Origin of the sequence: Pseudomonas sp. JDS08PS003 (assembly GCF_045013505.1) — a bacterium.
GTDB lineage: Bacteria > Pseudomonadota > Gammaproteobacteria > Pseudomonadales > Pseudomonadaceae > Aquipseudomonas > Aquipseudomonas protegens_B.
In genome coordinates, this window is sequence record NZ_CP120724.1 from 3458285 (window position 1) to 3474131 (window position 15847).

12 protein-coding genes are annotated in these 15847 nt (G+C 65.8%); 4 read left to right on the forward strand and 8 right to left on the reverse strand.

Annotation, left to right across the window (positions count from 1 at the left end; translation table 11 throughout):
• Nucleotides 1–4: 4 nt before the first annotated feature.
• The 4 genes from P7C00_RS15620 to P7C00_RS15635 are packed head-to-tail and all read left to right on the forward strand — an operon-like array spanning nt 5 to nt 3837.
• Entirely contained in the window at nt 5–1072 is a 1068-nt protein-coding gene (locus P7C00_RS15620; RefSeq protein WP_404939815.1) for an acyl-CoA dehydrogenase family protein, read from the forward strand.
• On the forward strand, nt 1069–1908 hold the full coding sequence (locus P7C00_RS15625; protein ID WP_346632893.1) for an ABC transporter ATP-binding protein: 840 nt from the start codon (nt 1069–1071) through the stop codon (nt 1906–1908). The genes P7C00_RS15620 and P7C00_RS15625 overlap by 4 nt, the downstream gene beginning before the upstream one ends.
• Nucleotides 1874–3073 (forward strand): ABC transporter substrate-binding protein, encoded by a 1200-nt coding sequence (locus P7C00_RS15630; RefSeq protein WP_346632894.1) that lies wholly within the window; start codon nt 1874–1876, stop codon nt 3071–3073. Before P7C00_RS15625 ends, P7C00_RS15630 begins: the two co-directional genes overlap by 35 nt.
• A complete protein-coding gene (locus P7C00_RS15635; protein WP_404939817.1) occupies nt 3073–3837 on the forward strand; it encodes an ABC transporter permease in 765 nt (254 codons plus the stop codon). Before P7C00_RS15630 ends, P7C00_RS15635 begins: the two co-directional genes overlap by 1 nt.
• 149 nt (nt 3838–3986) lie before the next feature.
• Here P7C00_RS15635 and P7C00_RS15640 read toward each other — a convergent pair whose 3' ends face one another.
• The 8 genes from P7C00_RS15640 to P7C00_RS15675 all read right to left on the reverse strand — a co-directional run bounded on the left by P7C00_RS15640 (nt 3987) and on the right by P7C00_RS15675 (nt 15846).
• The gene (locus P7C00_RS15640) at nt 3987–4781 is read right to left on the reverse strand and encodes an ABC transporter ATP-binding protein (RefSeq protein WP_346632896.1); all 795 of its coding nucleotides are present in this window, start codon (nt 4779–4781) and stop codon (nt 3987–3989) included.
• A gap of 10 nt (nt 4782–4791) precedes the next feature.
• On the reverse strand, nt 4792–5553 hold the full coding sequence (locus P7C00_RS15645) for an ABC transporter permease subunit (protein ID WP_346632897.1): 762 nt from the start codon (nt 5551–5553) through the stop codon (nt 4792–4794).
• 10 nt (nt 5554–5563) lie between these two features.
• Nucleotides 5564–6331, reverse strand: coding sequence for an ABC transporter permease (locus tag P7C00_RS15650; protein ID WP_404939819.1), 768 nt, complete (start codon nt 6329–6331; stop codon nt 5564–5566).
• A gap of 425 nt (nt 6332–6756) precedes the next feature.
• Complete coding sequence (locus P7C00_RS15655; RefSeq protein WP_346632899.1) at nt 6757–9228, reverse strand: TonB-dependent receptor; 2472 nt, start codon at nt 9226–9228, stop codon at nt 6757–6759.
• 342 nt (nt 9229–9570) lie between these two features.
• Nucleotides 9571–11841, reverse strand: coding sequence for a TonB-dependent receptor (locus P7C00_RS15660; protein ID WP_346632900.1), 2271 nt, complete (start codon nt 11839–11841; stop codon nt 9571–9573).
• Between the two features lie 679 nt (nt 11842–12520).
• Nucleotides 12521–13579 carry an ABC transporter substrate-binding protein gene (locus tag P7C00_RS15665; protein WP_123727342.1) on the reverse strand — a complete coding sequence of 353 codons (1059 nt, stop codon included), beginning with the start codon at nt 13577–13579 and terminating at the stop codon, nt 12521–12523.
• Between the two features lie 37 nt (nt 13580–13616).
• Entirely contained in the window at nt 13617–14669 is a 1053-nt protein-coding gene (locus P7C00_RS15670) for an ABC transporter substrate-binding protein (RefSeq protein WP_346632901.1), read from the reverse strand.
• Between the two features lie 19 nt (nt 14670–14688).
• Complete coding sequence (locus P7C00_RS15675) at nt 14689–15846, reverse strand: LLM class flavin-dependent oxidoreductase (protein ID WP_404939821.1); 1158 nt, start codon at nt 15844–15846, stop codon at nt 14689–14691.
• Nucleotide 15847: the final 1 nt, after the last annotated feature.

Genomic DNA, 15847 nt, shown 5'->3' on the forward strand with positions numbered 1-15847 from the left:
CCACATGCTCAGTGCACACTTGAGTGAATGGCTGGATGCCCAGGCCCAGGCGCTGGACCAGGGTCACTGCGATCCCCAGCAGGTACTCGCCCGACTGGCCGGGGCCGATGTGCTGCGGGTCGGCATCGGCCAGGAGCAGGGGGGCAGCGGCGGTGAATTGACCGATGCCCTGGAAGTCATGGCCGCGGTGGCCAGTCACTCCCTGGCGGCCGCCTTTGTGTTCTGGGGCCAGCGGGCCTTTATCGAATACCTGCTGCACAGTCCCAACCAGGCGCTGCGTGAGCGCTTGCTGCCATCGCTGCTCAGTGGCGAGCTGGCCGGAGCCACCGGGCTGTCCAACGCCATGAAGTTCCTGTCCGGGATCGAGGCGCTGCAAGTCAAGGCCCGGGACCAGGGCCAGGGCTGGAGCCTCAACGGCCGCCTGCACTGGGTCACCAACCTGCGCAAGAGCGGTTTCGTGGTGGCGGCGGCCATCGAGCACGAGGAGGGCGGTGCGCCCTTTATTCTGGCGATTCCCGACGCCTTGCCAGGGCTGCAGCGCTCCGACGATCTGCAACTGATGGGCCTGCAGTCGAGCAACACTGCAGCCCTGGACTTGAGCCAGGTGCAGGTCCCGCGAGATTGGCTGCTGCACGAGGACGCCCGGGTATTCCTGCCGGCCGTGCGCCCGGCCTTTCTCGGTCTGCAATGTGCCCTGGCCATCGGCCTGGCGCGCCGGGCTCTTAGCGAAGTGCAAAACCATGTCCAGGGCGCCCGCTCGATCCTCATGGAGCCGTTGCACGAGCAGCGCCAGCACCTGGAACAGACCGTTGCCGAGCTCAAGAGCGGTCTGCTCGACGGGCGCTTCCTGACCCAGCCCGGAGCGCTGTTCCGGGTGCGCATCGCCTTGGCCGAGGCCACTGCCAACGCCGTGCAACTGGAGTTGCAGGCCAGTGGCGGCAAGGCCTACCTCAACGAATTCGGCAGCGGCTTTGCCCGGCGCTGGCGCGAGTCGGCCTTTGTGCCCATCGTCACGCCAAGCCTGGTGCAATTGCGTGCCGAACTGCAGCGCCAGGCGCGCAACGCAGCATGAGCCCGTTGTTGAACGCACAGAGCATCAGCCTGGGCTATCCCGGGGCCGAGGGCTGGCACACGGTGCTGGAAGACTTCGAGCTGCAACTGCAAGCCGGCGAAGTGGTGTCGATCCTCGGCCCCAGCGGGGTCGGCAAGTCCAGCCTGTTGCGGGTCCTGGCCGGCCTGCAGCAGCCCCACAAGGGGCAGGTCAGCCTGTTGGGAGAAGTGCTCAGCGGACCTCACCCTCGGGTCGCGGTGGCCTTCCAGGACCCCAGTCTGTTGCCCTGGTTGACCCTGGAGCACAACGTCGCCTTCGGCCTGGATTTTGCTCGCCAGCCGCACCTGAGCCAGGGGCAGCGCCAGGCCCGTATCGACCACGCCATCAGCGCCGTTGGCCTGGACCACGCTCGTCGGCAGTATCCGGCCCAGCTCTCCGGCGGCATGGCCCAGCGCACCGCACTGGCCCGCTGCCTGGCCCGGCATCCGCAAGTCTTGCTGTTGGACGAACCCTTCGGCGCCCTGGACGAGGTGACCCGGGCCGACATGCAGCAACTGCTGCTCAAGGTGATCGGCGAACAGCGCACGGCCGCGTTGCTGATCACCCACGACATCGACGAAGCCCTGCTGTTGTCCGATCGGGTGCTGCTACTGGGTAACAGCCCGGCGCGCACCCTCGGCCAGTGGCACATCGACCTGCCGGCGCCCCGTGCCGAGCGGATCGAGGAACTGGGCGCCCTGCGTATCGAGATTCTCAAAACCCTTCGGCGGGCGAGCCGCAATCCCCTTAATTCCCCATTGCCTGCACCGTCGGAGATTGACCATGTGCCTGGACGACTTCACTCACACGCGTCGTGACTTCCTCAAACTCAGCGCGCTGCTGACCGCCGGCGGCGCCTTGCCGCTGCTCAACAGCCTGCACGCCCGCGCCGCCCAGGAGCCGGATGCGCCGGTACGCATCGGCTACCTGCCGATCACCGACGCCACGCCCTTGCTGGTGGCCCATAACAACGGCCTGTTCGAGGCCGAGGGCATCCAGGCCGAACGCCCGGTGCTGCTGCGCAGCTGGGCCCAGGTGATCGAGGCGTTCATTTCCGGGCAGGTCAACGTGATCCACCTGCTGTCGCCGATGACCGTCTGGGCCCGCTACGGCAGCCGGGTGCCGGCCAAGGTGGTGGCCTGGAACCACGTCGGCGGTTCCGGCCTGACCGTGGCCCCGGGCATTACCGAGGTCAAGCAACTGGCGGGGCAGTCGGTGGCGATTCCGTTCTGGTACTCGATCCACAACGTGGTGGTGCAGCAACTGTTTCGCGACAACGGCCTGGTGCCGGTGAGCAAGGCCGCCGGCAGCACCCTGGGCGCCAACGAGGTCAACCTGCTGGTGCTGCCGCCCTCGGACATGCCTCCGGCCCTGGCCAGCAAACGCATTGCCGGCTACATCGTCGCCGAGCCCTTCAATGCCCTGGCCGAGGAACTCAAGGTCGGCCGGGTGCAGCGCTTCACCGGGGATGTCTGGCGCAACCACGCCTGCTGCGTGGTATTCATGCACGAGCATGACCTGAACAACCGCCCCGAGTGGTCGCAGAAAGTGGTCAACGCCATCGTCAAGGCCCAGCTCTGGACCCGGGATCACCGCGCCGAGGCGGCGCAACTGCTGTCCAAGGACGGCAGCAACCGCTACACGCCCCATGCGCCGCAAGTGCTCAAGCGGGTGCTGGCGCCGGCGGCCAGCGACCGCGAGGCCTACCTGGCCAGCGGCGCGATCCAGCACAGCCACTGGGACGAGTCGCGCATCGACTTCCAGCCGTATCCGTTCCCCAGCTATACCCAAGAGCTGGTCAAGCGCCTCAAGGACACCCTGATCGAGGGCGACAAGGGCTTTCTCGCCGGCCTCGACCCGGCGCACACCGCCCAGGATCTGGTGGACGAGCGCTTCGTGCGCAACGCCATTGCTTCGGTGGGCGGGCTCAAGGCCTTCGGCCTGGCGGAGAGTTTTGAGCGCAGCGAGGAGTTTGGTCTCTGATGGACAAGCAACCTTCGGCACTGAGTCACTGGGGCCTGGGCCTGGCGGGGCTGTCGAGCCTGTTGCTGGGCTGGTGGCTGGGGGTGCATCTGCTGGGCGGCGGCGGCGGGCTCGCCGCACGCTTCTCACCCGAAGCGACCTTCGCCAGCCTGCTGGAGCTGCTGGGTCGCGCCGAGCTGTATGAACACATTGCAGTGAGCCTCAAGCGCATCCTCGTGGGCCTGCTCCTGGCCTTGCTGATCGGCGTGCCCCTGGGTCTGCTGGTGGGCAGCTACCGGCACCTGGAGGCGGCCACCACCCCGGCGTTCCAGTTCTTGCGGATGATTTCACCGCTGTCCTGGATGCCCGTGGTGGTGATGCTGATGGGGGTAGGGGACCAACCGATCTACTTCCTCCTGGCGTTCGCCGCCCTGTGGCCGATCCTGCTCAATACCGCGGCCGGTGTGCGCCAACTGGACCCGCGCTGGCTGCAACTGAGCCGCAGCCTCAGCGCCACCCGTTGGGAAACCCTGCGCAAGGTGATCTTGCCGGGCGTGGTGGGGCATGTGCTGACCGGGGTGCGACTGTCCATCGGCATCCTCTGGATCGTCCTGGTGCCCTGCGAAATGCTCGGTGTCAGCGCTGGCCTGGGCTACTTCATCCTCGACACCCGGGATCGCCTGGCCTACTCGGAACTGATGGCCATGGTGCTGCTGATCGGCGTCCTCGGATTTGCCCTCGACGCCTGCGCCCGCGCCCTGCACCGACGCTGGTCCCACGCCTGACCCCCCGTATTGCCGGCGCAACCCCGGCTCCCCTTGTAGGAGCCGGCTTGCCGGCGAAGAGGCCCGCAGCCTTGCACCGCTCTGGCCGACGCCTTCGCTGGCAAGCCAGCGCCTACGGCGCCCACGTAATCGCGGCGCTAGCCCGATAATCAATGCCCGACCAATTCCTCCAGCAATTGCTCCTTGTAGCCTTGCAGCACCGCTGAGCTGCGGTCCCGCGGATGGGGCAGGTCGACCCGAATCTCATGCTTGATCCGCCCCGGGTGCGCGTCCATCACGATCACCCGATCCCCCAGGTACAGCGCTTCTTCAATGTCATGGGTGACCATGATCACCGTGCAGCGCTGCTGCACCCAGATCCGTTGCAGCTCATGCTGCAAACGCACCCGGGTCAAGGCATCCAGGGCTCCCAGGGGCTCATCCAGCAACAGCACCTTGGGCTGGTTGATCAAGGCACGGGCGATGGCGCCCCGTTGCGCCATGCCGCCGGACAGTTGATGGGGATAGGCCTGCTCGAAGCCTTGCAGGTTGACCAGGGCGATATGCTCGGCCACCCGCTGCTGTTTCTCGGCCTCGGACAGGGGGTGATTCTTCAGCGCCAGGGCAATGTTCTGGGTCAGGGTCATCCAGGGAAACAGTCGGTGATCCTGGAACACGATGCCGCGCTCCAGGCTGGTGCCGGTCACCGGCTTGCCGTCCAGGAGCATCTGGCCCTGGTAGTCGCCTTCCAGGCCGACGATCAGCCGCAGCAAGGTGGATTTGCCGCAGCCGCTGGCGCCGACAATGCTGATGAACTCACCGGGGCGCACGGCAAGGTCGATCCCTTGCAGCACCGGCAGGGACTGGCCCTGGATCTGGTAGCGCTTGCTCAAGCCGCGGATTTCAAGGGCGCCGGACTGTTGCTGGCGGCTTTGCAGTGGGGCGTGTTGGGCGATTGCATTCATGGGAGAGGCCTTAACGGGTTGGCCGCCAGCGCAGCAGGCGGCGGCTCAGAAGGGTCAGCAGCAGGGTCATCAGGTAGCCGCACAGGCCGATGCACAGCACGCAGAGCACGATCACTTCCATGCGCGAGCCAGCCTCGGCATTCATCATCAGGTTGCCCAGGCCGGCGCCGGAGGACAGGAACAGTTCGCTGCCCACCGCCGTGACCCAGGCGAAGGCCAGGGCCTGCAGCAGGCCGGTGGCAATACTGGGCAGGGCCGCGGGCAGCAGGATATGCCGCAGCCGTTGCCAGGGTCCCAGCACCAGCACCTGGCCCACTTCGCGGTAGCGGATCTCCACCTGGCTGAAACCCTGGTAGGTGTTGAGCACCATCGGGTAGAAGGCCGCCAGGCTGACGATCAGCATCTTGGAGAACTCGCCGTTGCCGAACCACATGGCGATCAGTGGAATCCAGCCCAGCATCGGTACCTGGCGCAGGGCGTGAAACAGCGGCCCGACCAGGCGGTTGACCAGGGTCGACTGAGCCATCAGGGCGCCCAGCAGCACGCCCCACAGCGTGCCCAGCAGCAGGCCGCCACTGGCCCGTCCCAGACTGGCCAGCAGATTGACCAGCAACTCACCGTTGCCCAGCAGTTCCAGCAAGGCACTGCCGATGGTGGCGAGCGGCACAAAGGCATAGGCCCCGGCAGCGTCTTGGCGGGACAGGTACTCCCAGCCGCCGATCAGCAACAGGGGCAGCAACAGGCCGCGAAACTTGGCTATTAAAGAGGTCATGCGGGGGCTCCTAACGGGTCTGCCAGCGCAGCACACGCTGCTCCAGGCGGCGGAAGGAAAAGTCCAGGGCAAAGCCGATCACGCCGGTGACCAGAATCCCCACCATCACCACGTCGATGCGCAGCATCTGCCGGGCCATTTCGATCATCTGTCCCAGGCCGCTGTCGGCGGCCAGCAACTCGGTGGCCACCAGCACCACCCAGGCCCGGGTCAGGCTGATGCGCAGCCCGGTGATGATCGGCGGCGCCGCGGCGGGCAGGGCGATTTCACGCACCAGGGTCGGCCAGCGCAGGCGGTAGACCTCGGCCACCTCGAAGTAACTGCGGGGAATGGCCTTGACCCCCTCACTGGCGGCCAGGGCCACCGGGAAGAACGCGGTCTTGGCGACGATGACGATCTTGAAGGTTTCATCGATGCCCAGCAGCAGCACGAACATCGGGATCAGGGCGATGCTGGGGATCTGCCGCAGGGTATGGAACAGCGGCGCGCAATAGGCCTCGACGCTCTTGGACAGCGCCATCAACACCCCGAACACCAGGCCCCCGAGGGCCCCCAGGGCAAAGCCCAGGCCCAGGCGGGACAGGCTGTTGTGCAAGTGTTCCCACAGTTCGCCACTGGCTAGCAGCGCCTCGAAGGTCTGCAGCACCTGGGCCGGTGGCACCAGCAGATTGCGCGGAAAGATCCCGGCGTCGGCCACCAGGGTCCAGAGCAGCAACAGGGCCAGGGGCGAGATCAGCCAGGACAGGGAAGTGAACGTGTAGCGCAAGGAATGAGCCATGGCAGGTCTTATATCGGCGAAGTACCCGATGCCTGTCGCAAGACCTGTGCCATCCCGCCTTTGTAGGAGCTGGCTTGCCAGCGAAGGCGTCGCCCCAGGCGCTGTATGGCTTGAGGGCCTCTTCGTCGGCAAGCCGGCTCCTACGGGGCACGGCACGGTCTATCTGACGGCTGTAGGAGCTGGCTTGCCAGCGAAGGCGTTGCCCCAGGCGCTGCATGGCTTGCGGGCCTCTTCGCCGGCAAGCCGGCTCCTACGGGGGAACTGCAGGGTCTATCTGACGGCTGTAGGAGCTGGCTTGCCAGCGAAGGCGTCGCCCCAGGCGCTGTACGGCTTGAGGGCCTCTTCGTCGGCAAGCCGGTTCCTACATTGTGATGCCTGGGCAGCAGCCACTGCTGCCAGGGCAGCACCCCAGCAGCAGTCGGGCATCAGAAGTCGTAACTGATGCTGGTGTAGTAGAACGCGCCCTGAGCCCCCTCGGGGCTGGTGATGGAGTATTTCGGCACGCCATACAACTGCGCCCCGGAGGCCTTGTCCGGGTGGGTATCGAACAGGTTGATGGCCCCCACGGACAGCTTCAGCGACTTGTCGAAGCTATAGGAAATGTCCAGGTCAGTGACCCATTGCGCACTGTAGGTCTGGTCCAGGGTCGGGTTGCTGGCATTGAGGCTTTTCCATTGCCCGTAGCGGCGCTGGGCCAGGGTCAGGCCCCAGCTGTCATACAGCCAGTTGGCGCTCAGGGTCAGCTTGTTCTTCGGTGTGCCGTCCTCGATCAGGCCCTGGGTGGTGCGACCGACAATCTGTGAGCCGGCGATGTTGCCCACGTCCCGCAGGGCGGTGATCCTGGTGTTGTTCTGGCTGTAACCGCTGGACAGGTTCAGACGCCCCCATTGCTGCAGGTCCAGTTGGTAGTTGCCGGTCAGCTCGACACCATCGGTGCGGGTGTCGGCGACGTTGGTGTAGAAGGCAGCGCTCTGGATGTTGGCGTAAGGGGTGCCGGCAAAGATCGGCGTAACCACCGAGGCCGGCAACTGGTCGGACAGGGTGATGCGGTTGTCGATGTTGATCCGGTACGCATCCAGGGTCACCGAAGCGTTGGCCAGGGGCCGCCAGACCAGGCCCAGGGAGTAGTTGGTGGACTCTTCGGGCTTGAGTGCCTTGCCCCCCAGCAGCTTGGCTTGCGGGCTGTCGGCGCGCAGGGTGCGTTGTTGCACTTCGACGTAGTTGCCGCTGCCCGGCGGTTGCTCCACCACCTGCACGCTGAACGAGGACAGCCCACTTTGCACCAGGGACGGCGCTCGGTAGCCGGTACTGGCAGTGGCCCGAGCCGCGAGCTGCGGGGTGAAGTCGTAGCGCAGCGACAGCTTGCCGTTGGTGGTGTCGCCAAAATCCGAGTAGTGCTCGGTGCGCACCGCGACCCCGGCCTGGAACTTCTCGGTGATCTGGCCTTCGACGTCGATATAGGCGCCCCAGACCTTGCGCTCCAGAGAGGCGGCGTCGACCTGGGTGATGCCCGAGTAGTAGCCGGGAATGCGTCGGCCGGTGATCGGGTCGACGGTATTGAACAGCGGCCCGTTCTGCCAGCCTGCGGCCTCGCCGGCGCTGAGCTCATAGTTCTCCTGGCGCCAGGCCAGGCCCGCCGACAGGGTCAGGGGCTTGAACAGCAGGTCGGTGGGGAAGTCCCGCACCCAGTCCAGGGTCAGGTTGGTCTGGTCGGCCTCGCGCTTGCCGGTGTAGATCTTCGCCGGGCTGGCGTCGCCCCAGCTGGGGTTGATGGCGTTGCGGTCGGCGGACTTGAGGCTGTTGTCACCGTGGTTCAGCGCCAGATCGAACTTGCCCAGGCGTTCGTCCTCGTAGCGCAGCCCGCCGGTCAGGGCATAGTCCTCCAGCGCGTAGCGGGTGATCGGCAGGCGGCCGTCGGGGTAGCGTTGCAGGGCCGTGCTGCCGTAGTTGTTGCGCAAGGTGGTAGGCGGGTCGAAGAAGCCTTCGGCGTCGGTGTTCTTGTGGGAATAGGTGGCAAAACCGTAGGCGGTCAGGCCCTCGCTCAGGCCGAACTCGCTGTTGGCGGCAAAGTTGTACTGGTCCGAGACATTGCCCGCCCCCCAGCGCCAGGTGCGGTAGCGGTTGTTCTGCTCCCGGGGGGTGTTGGTGCTGGTGGAACCGGGATAGAAGATCCGGTTGTCGGGGTTGGTGTCACTGGCCGGGTCCTGGCTGCCGGCGTCGAAACTCAAAGTCAGGAAACCATCGTTGGGCAGGCTGAAGCCTTTCCAGCCGCTGAGCTTGCGTTGCAGGCCGTCGCCCTTGTCGTAGCCGCCGAAGCGATAGCCGATGCTGCCGCCGTCGTCCTTTTCCTTGAGCACGATATTGATCACCCCGGCGATGGCGTCGGAGCCGTATTGCGCCGCCGCGCCGTCGCGCAGGATCTCCACCCGCTCGATGGCACTCAGGGGGATCAGGCTCAAGTCCACCGCGGCGGCGCCCCGGCCGTTGACCAGGCTCTGGCGGGTGACGTTGGCGCTGGTGTGGCGGCGTTTGCCGTTGACCAGCACCAGCACCTGGTCCGACGCCAGGCCGCGCAGGGAGGCGCCCTGGGCGATGGAGCCGGCGAAGGCGCCCTGGGGCGACTGCGGGTAACTGAACGAAGGCGACAGGGCGGTGAGGGCACCGGACAGGTCACTGGCGCCGGTCTGCTGCAACTGCTGGGCGGACAGCACGTCCACCGGCGCGGCGCTTTGCAGCGCAGTAACGTCACTGCGGCGGGTGCCCAGGACCACTACGGTATCCAGGTGATCGGCGCTGGCGCCGGGGGCATTGCTTGAGGTCTGGGCAGCGAACGCGGGCACGGCAAGGCTGCCGACGACCAGCGCCACGGCGCCGGCCAACGGATTGCGATGGAACATCTGCGGATTCCTTCTGAAATGGATGACCCCAACCGGCCCGTGGGAGCTGGCTTGCCAGCGAAGGCGTCGTCATGGACGGCACAAGGCTTGCGGGCCTCTTCGCCGACAAGCCGGCTCCTGCACGGTGGGGGTGGGCGGTGGTTAGCGATACCGGCAGCCCGGAAATCAGGGTTCGGGTTGTCCGCCCCGGTAGGCGCTGGCTTGCCAGCGAAGGCGTCGTCATGGACGGCGCAAGGCTTGCGGGCCTTTTCGCCGGCAAGCCGGCTCCTGCACGGTGGGGGTGGGCGGTGGTTAGCGATACCGGCAGCCCGGAAATCAGGGTTCGGGGGCTCGCCGCGGGGCTCAGAAGCGGCTGGTGACGCTCAGGCCCACGGTGCGCGGGTCGCCGTAGGTGATGACGTATTGCCCCAGGGTGCCATTGGGCCGGCCATGGACCTGGTAGCGGCGGTCGGTGAGGTTGTTGACGAAGCCGGTGACGCTGAGCTTTTCATCCGGGCTGAACCAGGTCAGGCGGGTGTTGGCCAGGGTGTAGTGGGGCTGGCTCAGGGTCTTGTCGGCGCTGCTCTGGCGGTCGGCGAGGAAGTATTCCTTGTCACGGAAACTCAGGTCGCCGCCGGCCACCAGCTTGCCGCCGATTTCCAGGGGAATGGTGTAGTCGGCCCCCAGGGACACCACGTTGCGCGGCGAGCGCACGAAGCTGTTGCCGCTGTAGTCGCCGGTGACCGCGCCGGTGTTGGGGTTGGTGTTCTTGAAGTCGGTGTATTCGGTATCCAGGAACGAGATCGCCGCCCGCAAGTGCAGGTAGTCGGTGGGCTGGCCTTCGAGCTCCAGCTCGGCGCCCTTGACCTTGCCCTTGGCGCCGTTGGTCAGGGCGGTGGTGAGCACGCCGTTGTTGACCGTCAACAGGTTCACCTGGATGTCCGAGTAGTCGTAGTAGAAGACGTTGGCGTTGGCCGTCAGGCGGTGGTTGAACCATTCCGACTTGAGGCCGATTTCGTAGGCGTCGAGTTTCTCCGGGTCCACCGTGGTCAATTGCGCCAGGCTGGTGGAGAGCCCGGTATTGAAGCCCCCGGAACGGAAGCCGTGGGCGTAGCGGAAGAACACCCGGACGTTGTCGTTGATCCGGTATTCCGGGGTCAGATCGTAGGTCCAGGCTTCCCAGGTCTTGCTCTCGTCGCGGCTGCCGTTGCTGCCGGCGGCGCCCAGGGGAATCAGCGGGCCGTTGGCCGTGGCCCGGGTGAGTTGGGTCAGGTCCAGGTCGATGTCTTTCTTTTCCTGGGTCCAGCGCAGGCCGCCGGTCACGGTGAAATCGTCGGTGAAGTCGTAGGTCAGGTTGCCGAACAGCGCGTAGCTGTCGGTGCTGTGCTGGTAGTTGAGGTCGCGAAAGTCGGTGGCGCCGCCGGTCTGGTTGGAACCGGTGCCGTTGGGCGTGGGCCCCGGGGTGATGAGGCGCTTGGCCGAGCTGTCCAGGTCTTCATGGAAGTAGTGCACCCCTGCCAGCCAGCGCAGGGTTTCCTGCTGTGGCGAGGCCAGGCGCAGTTCCTGAGAGTACTGGTTGTAGCGGTTGTCGCTGATGGCCGCACCGTTGACCTCGTAGGGGGTGTAGTCGGCATCGCTGGTGGACTGCCCGCGAATGTAATCGTAGGCGCTGATGGAGGTCAGGGTGTAGTCCCCCAGGCGCCAGTTCAGGGTCAGGGACGTACCGTCGTGATCAAGCTTGGCGTCCTCGTTGACGTTGAGGGCGATATTGCGCCCGTTGGGCCGTTGATAGCCGACGTTGTAGTAGCGGCCCACCGGCAGCGAGCCGTTGCTGCCGTCGCCCTTGTATTCCCGGGCGTGGATCTTCAGCAGGGCGTCCAGGTCCGGGTTGAGCTTGGCCAGGAACTGCAGGCGCACGGCTTTCTTGTCGACGTCGCCGTAGCTGTGGTCATCGGTGAGGTTCTTCTGGAAGCCGTCACGCTCTTCCGAATACAGCGACAGCCGCGCCGCCAGCCGGTCATCCACCAGGGCGCCGCCGATGGCGCCATTGAGGATGCGTTCGCTCTTGCTGCCGATGCCCAGGGTGCCGTAGCCGTCGGTGTCGAAGGTCGGCTTCTTGGATATCACGTTGACCGCACCGGCGGTGGTGTTCTTGCCGTACAGGGTGCCCTGGGGGCCGCGCAGAATCTCGATGCGCTCCAGGTCGAACAGCGGCCCGCCGCCGGCGATCGGCGCGTTGAGGTAGACGTCATCGGCGTAGATGCCCACCGGGAACACCGTGGCCGCCCCGGTATCACCGGTGCCCAGGCCGCGGATGTACCAGCGCGGGCGGCCGTCGCCGTCGGGGTTCTTGGCCGAGGCATTGGGGATGAAGGTGGTGATGTCCCCCATATTGCGTACCCCGTCGGTCACCAGGCTGGTGCCCTGGACTGCCGACACTGCCACCGGAACCTCTTGCAGGGTTTCCTCCCGGTGCTGGGCCGTGACGGTCACCGTCTTCAAGGCGGGTTCGGTGCTGTTCCTGGTGGTGTCGGTGTCGGTGGTTTCAGCGGCCAGCAACCCCTGGCTGAATGTGCCTCCAGTGAGGGCCAGTGCCAGCCATAGACTCTTGGTGATCGGATTAAGCGTATGCATGTTGAACTCCCCCATTTAAAGTTTCGCTAAGAGGGCTAGAGCAGAGATCGTGCCAAGAGGCTTAGAGGGTTTTTTGGGTAAGCGTTAGTTTGATCAAGGTATTGAAAAATAACGATTAATTATAATTTTATGGAATGTTCTGGAAGGGTGTTTGGCGGGGCTGAAGCGTTGCGATGCAAAGGTGTAAAACAGTCTGCGCAGGATTCAGCAGAAGTTGCTTGGCTGGTGCTGCTGGAGCAGCACCGATTGCTCGCTCGACTGTTGCCACACCAGCAACGACCGCGACCCTACGGGGGGACGCGGTGCATCTGCTTGTGTAGGAGCCGGCTTGCCGGCGAAGAGGCCCGTGAGACATGCATCGCCTAAGCCGACGCCTTCGCTGGCAAGCCAGCTCCTACGGGGGGCGCGCGGTGCATCTGCTTGTGTAGGAGCCGGCTTGCCGGCGAAGAGGCCCGTGAGACATGCATCGCCTAAGCCGACGCCTTCGCTGGCAAGCCAGCTCCTACGGGGGGCGCGCGGTGCATCTGCTTGTGTAGGAGCCGGCTTGCCGGCGAAGAGGCCTGTGAGACATGCATCGCCTAAGCCGACGCCTTCGCTGGCAAGCCAGCTCCTACGCAGAGCGTGGTGCCGTGGTTATGTGCAGGTCCCCCGTCAGTTCGTGCGGGGGAGTGGGGCGGGGTTACACCGCCACTCGGGAGGTGGAACCGATGACCGTCTCCAGCACGCTGAAGTCGATCCATTCGCGCACGTCGAAACGCCGGGGAATGAATTGCCAGCGGTGCAGGAAATCGGTGAAGTCCTGCAGGGCTTCGATGGAGCGGGCATCCAGGGTGGTGCGCAGGCGCCGGTGGGCGTCCTCGCCATAGGCTGCCGCCACCCAGTATTCGCTGGTGTTCAGTTCCCGGGCCAGAAAGCGCCGGGTTTCTTCGGGATTGGCCCAGGCCCACTGTTCGGTGCGCAGCACGGTGTCGACGATTTTCACGCTGGCATCGAAGTGCTCGCGCAGCAGGTGGGTGTCCACGGTCAGGGTCCGTGGCGTGCCGTTGTTGGAACGGATCAGCGGATCGGGGTGGGAGCCGGTGTCCACCACCACTTGCAGGCCGAACTCATTGGCCAGGTGCACGGCGTGGGCGCCCTTGAGGAAGATCGCATCGATGTCGCCCCGCAGCAGGCCGATCAGTTCGTTGTTGCGCCGGCTGAAGCGGGTCACCCCGAGGCTGACTTCGGAGCCGTACAGGTGTTGTTTTTGCTCATCGCTGTAGGTGCCGCCGTAGGGGTAATCCACTAGTTCGACGTCGCTGACCGCCAGGCCTTCAAGCTTGAGGGCGTTCTCCAGCCCGCGCAGGGCCTGGGCGCGGGTGAAGTCAATCTGCACGTTGGCCCATTTCGGCAGGCCGAAACGCCGGTTCTTCAGGTCGCGGATGCTCTTCACGCCGCTTTCCGCGGTGGTCAGGATCAACTGCACCTCGTCGCTCCAGGACAGCCCCAGGACCCGGGTCTGCACGCCGCTGGAATAGGCCCAGATGGCCGGGATGTTGCCGCCGTGGCGCACCGAGTTCTGCAGGTGGTGGTCGTAGTGAGCCTCGCGCACCTCGCGTTCGCTGGATTCGCGCAGGGACTGGATATTGGTGCCGAAGGGCAGGAAGGCTTGCGCCAGTCGCCCGGACTGCACCGCGATGCCGAGCCCGGTGGGCACCGGGCTGTGGGTGTACCAGAGGGTATCGAGTGGTTTGCTCATAAGGGTCTTCAGTTCGAATCCATGAAACCTGGCGCGGTCAGCCGGCCAGAGCGGTAGGGGTGGCCAGCAACGCATCCAGCGGCCGGCGGTCGATCCATTGGCGCACGTCGACCTGTTGCGGGATGAAGCGCCAGCGCCGCAGGAAGGCGCTGAAGTCCTGCAAGGCGTCGATGGCCTGTTCGTCGAGGCCGGTGCGCAAGCGCAGATGGGCGTCATCGCCATAGGCGGCGCTGACCCAGTACTCGCTGCTGTTGGTTTCCCGGGCCAGGTAGCGGCGGGTGTCTTCCGGGTGCCTGTGGGCCCAGTCTTCGGCCCGCAGCACCGCGCCGAGAATGCCCCTGGCGACGTCGAAGTGCTGCTCCAGCAGATGACTGTCCACCGTCAGGGTACGGGGCGTGCCGTTGTTGCAGCGGATCAGCGGGTCGGGGTGGGCGCCCGTGTCGATCAAAGTGCGCAGGCCGAATTCATGGGCATGACGGGCGGCGCTGGCACCCTTGAGAAAGATTGCATCGACCTCGCCGCGCAACAGGCCCTGCAGTTCCAGGTTGCGGCCGCTGGCGGGCTGGACGCTGACCGGGGTGTCAGCCAGGGTTTGCACCAGCGGGTCGCTGAAGGTACCGCCGTAGCGGTAGTTCACCAGTTGCAGGTCGCCCACTTGCAGGCCGTCCAGGCTCAGGGCATTTTCCAGGCCGCGCAGGGCCTGGGCGCGGGTGAAGTCGATCTGCGCGGCGGCCCAGTCGGGCAAGCCGAAACGCCGGCCCTTGAGCTCCTTGATGCTGTGAATGCCGCTGTCGGCGCGGGTCAGGATCAATTGCACCTCGTCGGCCCAGGACAGGCCGATCAGCCGGGTTTCCCGGCCCTGGGCCCGGGCCCACAGGGCCGGGATGCTGCCGCCGTGGCGCACCGAGTTGCGCAGGCTGTGGTCGAAGTGGGATTCACGCACGGCCTGGTCGAGGGACTCGCGCAGCGACTGCACCTGGGTGCCCAGGGCGCCGAGGCTGTCCTGCAGCCAGCCTTGCTGCACGGCGATGCCCAGGCCCGTGGGGACCGGGCAGCGGGTGTACCAGAGGGTATCCAGAGGATGAGACATGAACGGGCTCCTTAAGGCGTCAGGCACGCGCCTGCAAGGGCGTCGCCTGGGCGACGGGGCGTTGATGCACCAGGGGCAGCACTTCCTGGCCGATGCGCAGGGCTTCTTCCAGATGCGGGTTGCCGGCCAGGATGAAGGTGGAGAAACCGGCGTCGCGGTACTCCACCAGGCGCTCGGCGATGTTCTGGTGGCTGCCCACCAGGCCCACGGTAGGGCCGGGCTTGGCCTTGGCGAAGCCGGCCCAGAGGTTGGGGCCGAGGATCAGGTCATCGAAGCGATCGATGTTCTGGTGATAGGCGGTCTGCCGGGCGCCGCCCACGGAATCGGAGCCGCTGGTGAAGTTCTTGGCAATCAGGCTGCTCTTGCCTTCGAGCTTGTCGAACTGCCGGCGCAGATCGGCCCAGGCCTGCTCCTCGGTCTCCCGGGCGAACAGATCGACCCGCAGGCCGAAGCGCACCGTGCGCCCTTGCTTGTCCGCCAGCTCCCGGACCCGCTCGATATGCGGTTTGAGCTGGTCGATGGGCTCGGCCCAGTTGAGGTAGACGTCGGCATGCTTGGCCGCCACATCCAGGGCCGCGTCGGAGAAACCGGAAAAATACACCCCGGGCTTGCGTTCATGTTGCAGGCCCGGGGGCAGGGCGCCGTTCTCCAGTTGATAGATATCGCCGTCGTAGGAGAAGCGCTCGTTCTCCCATAGGCCCTGGATGATGTCGAGGAACTCGCCGGTGCGCTGGTAGCGCCGGTCGTGCTCCAGGTAGTCGCCATTGGCTCGCTGACTGACCGGATTGCCGCCGGTGATGATGTTCCAGTCCAGGCGGCCGTGGCTGAGGTTCTGCAGGATCGCCGCCTGCTGGGCGGCATAGGCCGGCAGGGTCCAGGTGGCCTGGAAGGCGATCAGAAACTTGATGCGTCGGGTTTCCCGGGCCAGAGCGGCGGCGGAGATCCACGGCTCGGGTCCGGTGGGCAGCAACGCGCCCTCGAAGCCTGCGAGCTCGGCGGCCTTGGCCACCTGAGCGATGTAGTCGATGTAGGTGAAACCGTCGGCCTCGCCATTGGGCAAGCGCCCGGGGGCGATATGCCCGGGACGGTGTTGGGGATTGCCGCGATTGTGTTTGTCGGTGCTCAACTGCGGACCGTCGGTGCCCAGCGGCAGGCGCCAGAAAAATTCAGTGCTCATG

Coding starts and splice junctions, on each gene's coding strand:
- P7C00_RS15655 (WP_346632899.1), bottom strand. CDS start 9,228: ATGTTCCATCGCAATCCGTTGGCCGGCGCCGTGGCGCTGGTCGTCGGC.
- P7C00_RS15675 (WP_404939821.1), bottom strand. CDS start 15,846: ATGAGCACTGAATTTTTCTGGCGCCTGCCGCTGGGCACCGACGGTCCG.
- P7C00_RS15630 (WP_346632894.1), top strand. CDS start 1,874: ATGTGCCTGGACGACTTCACTCACACGCGTCGTGACTTCCTCAAACTC.
- P7C00_RS15670 (WP_346632901.1), bottom strand. CDS start 14,669: ATGTCTCATCCTCTGGATACCCTCTGGTACACCCGCTGCCCGGTCCCC.
- P7C00_RS15650 (WP_404939819.1), bottom strand. CDS start 6,331: ATGGCTCATTCCTTGCGCTACACGTTCACTTCCCTGTCCTGGCTGATC.
- P7C00_RS15635 (WP_404939817.1), top strand. CDS start 3,073: ATGGACAAGCAACCTTCGGCACTGAGTCACTGGGGCCTGGGCCTGGCG.
- P7C00_RS15665 (WP_123727342.1), bottom strand. CDS start 13,579: ATGAGCAAACCACTCGATACCCTCTGGTACACCCACAGCCCGGTGCCC.
- P7C00_RS15645 (WP_346632897.1), bottom strand. CDS start 5,553: ATGACCTCTTTAATAGCCAAGTTTCGCGGCCTGTTGCTGCCCCTGTTG.
- P7C00_RS15640 (WP_346632896.1), bottom strand. CDS start 4,781: ATGAATGCAATCGCCCAACACGCCCCACTGCAAAGCCGCCAGCAACAG.
- P7C00_RS15620 (WP_404939815.1), top strand. CDS start 5: ATGCTCAGTGCACACTTGAGTGAATGGCTGGATGCCCAGGCCCAGGCG.
- P7C00_RS15660 (WP_346632900.1), bottom strand. CDS start 11,841: ATGCATACGCTTAATCCGATCACCAAGAGTCTATGGCTGGCACTGGCC.
- P7C00_RS15625 (WP_346632893.1), top strand. CDS start 1,069: ATGAGCCCGTTGTTGAACGCACAGAGCATCAGCCTGGGCTATCCCGGG.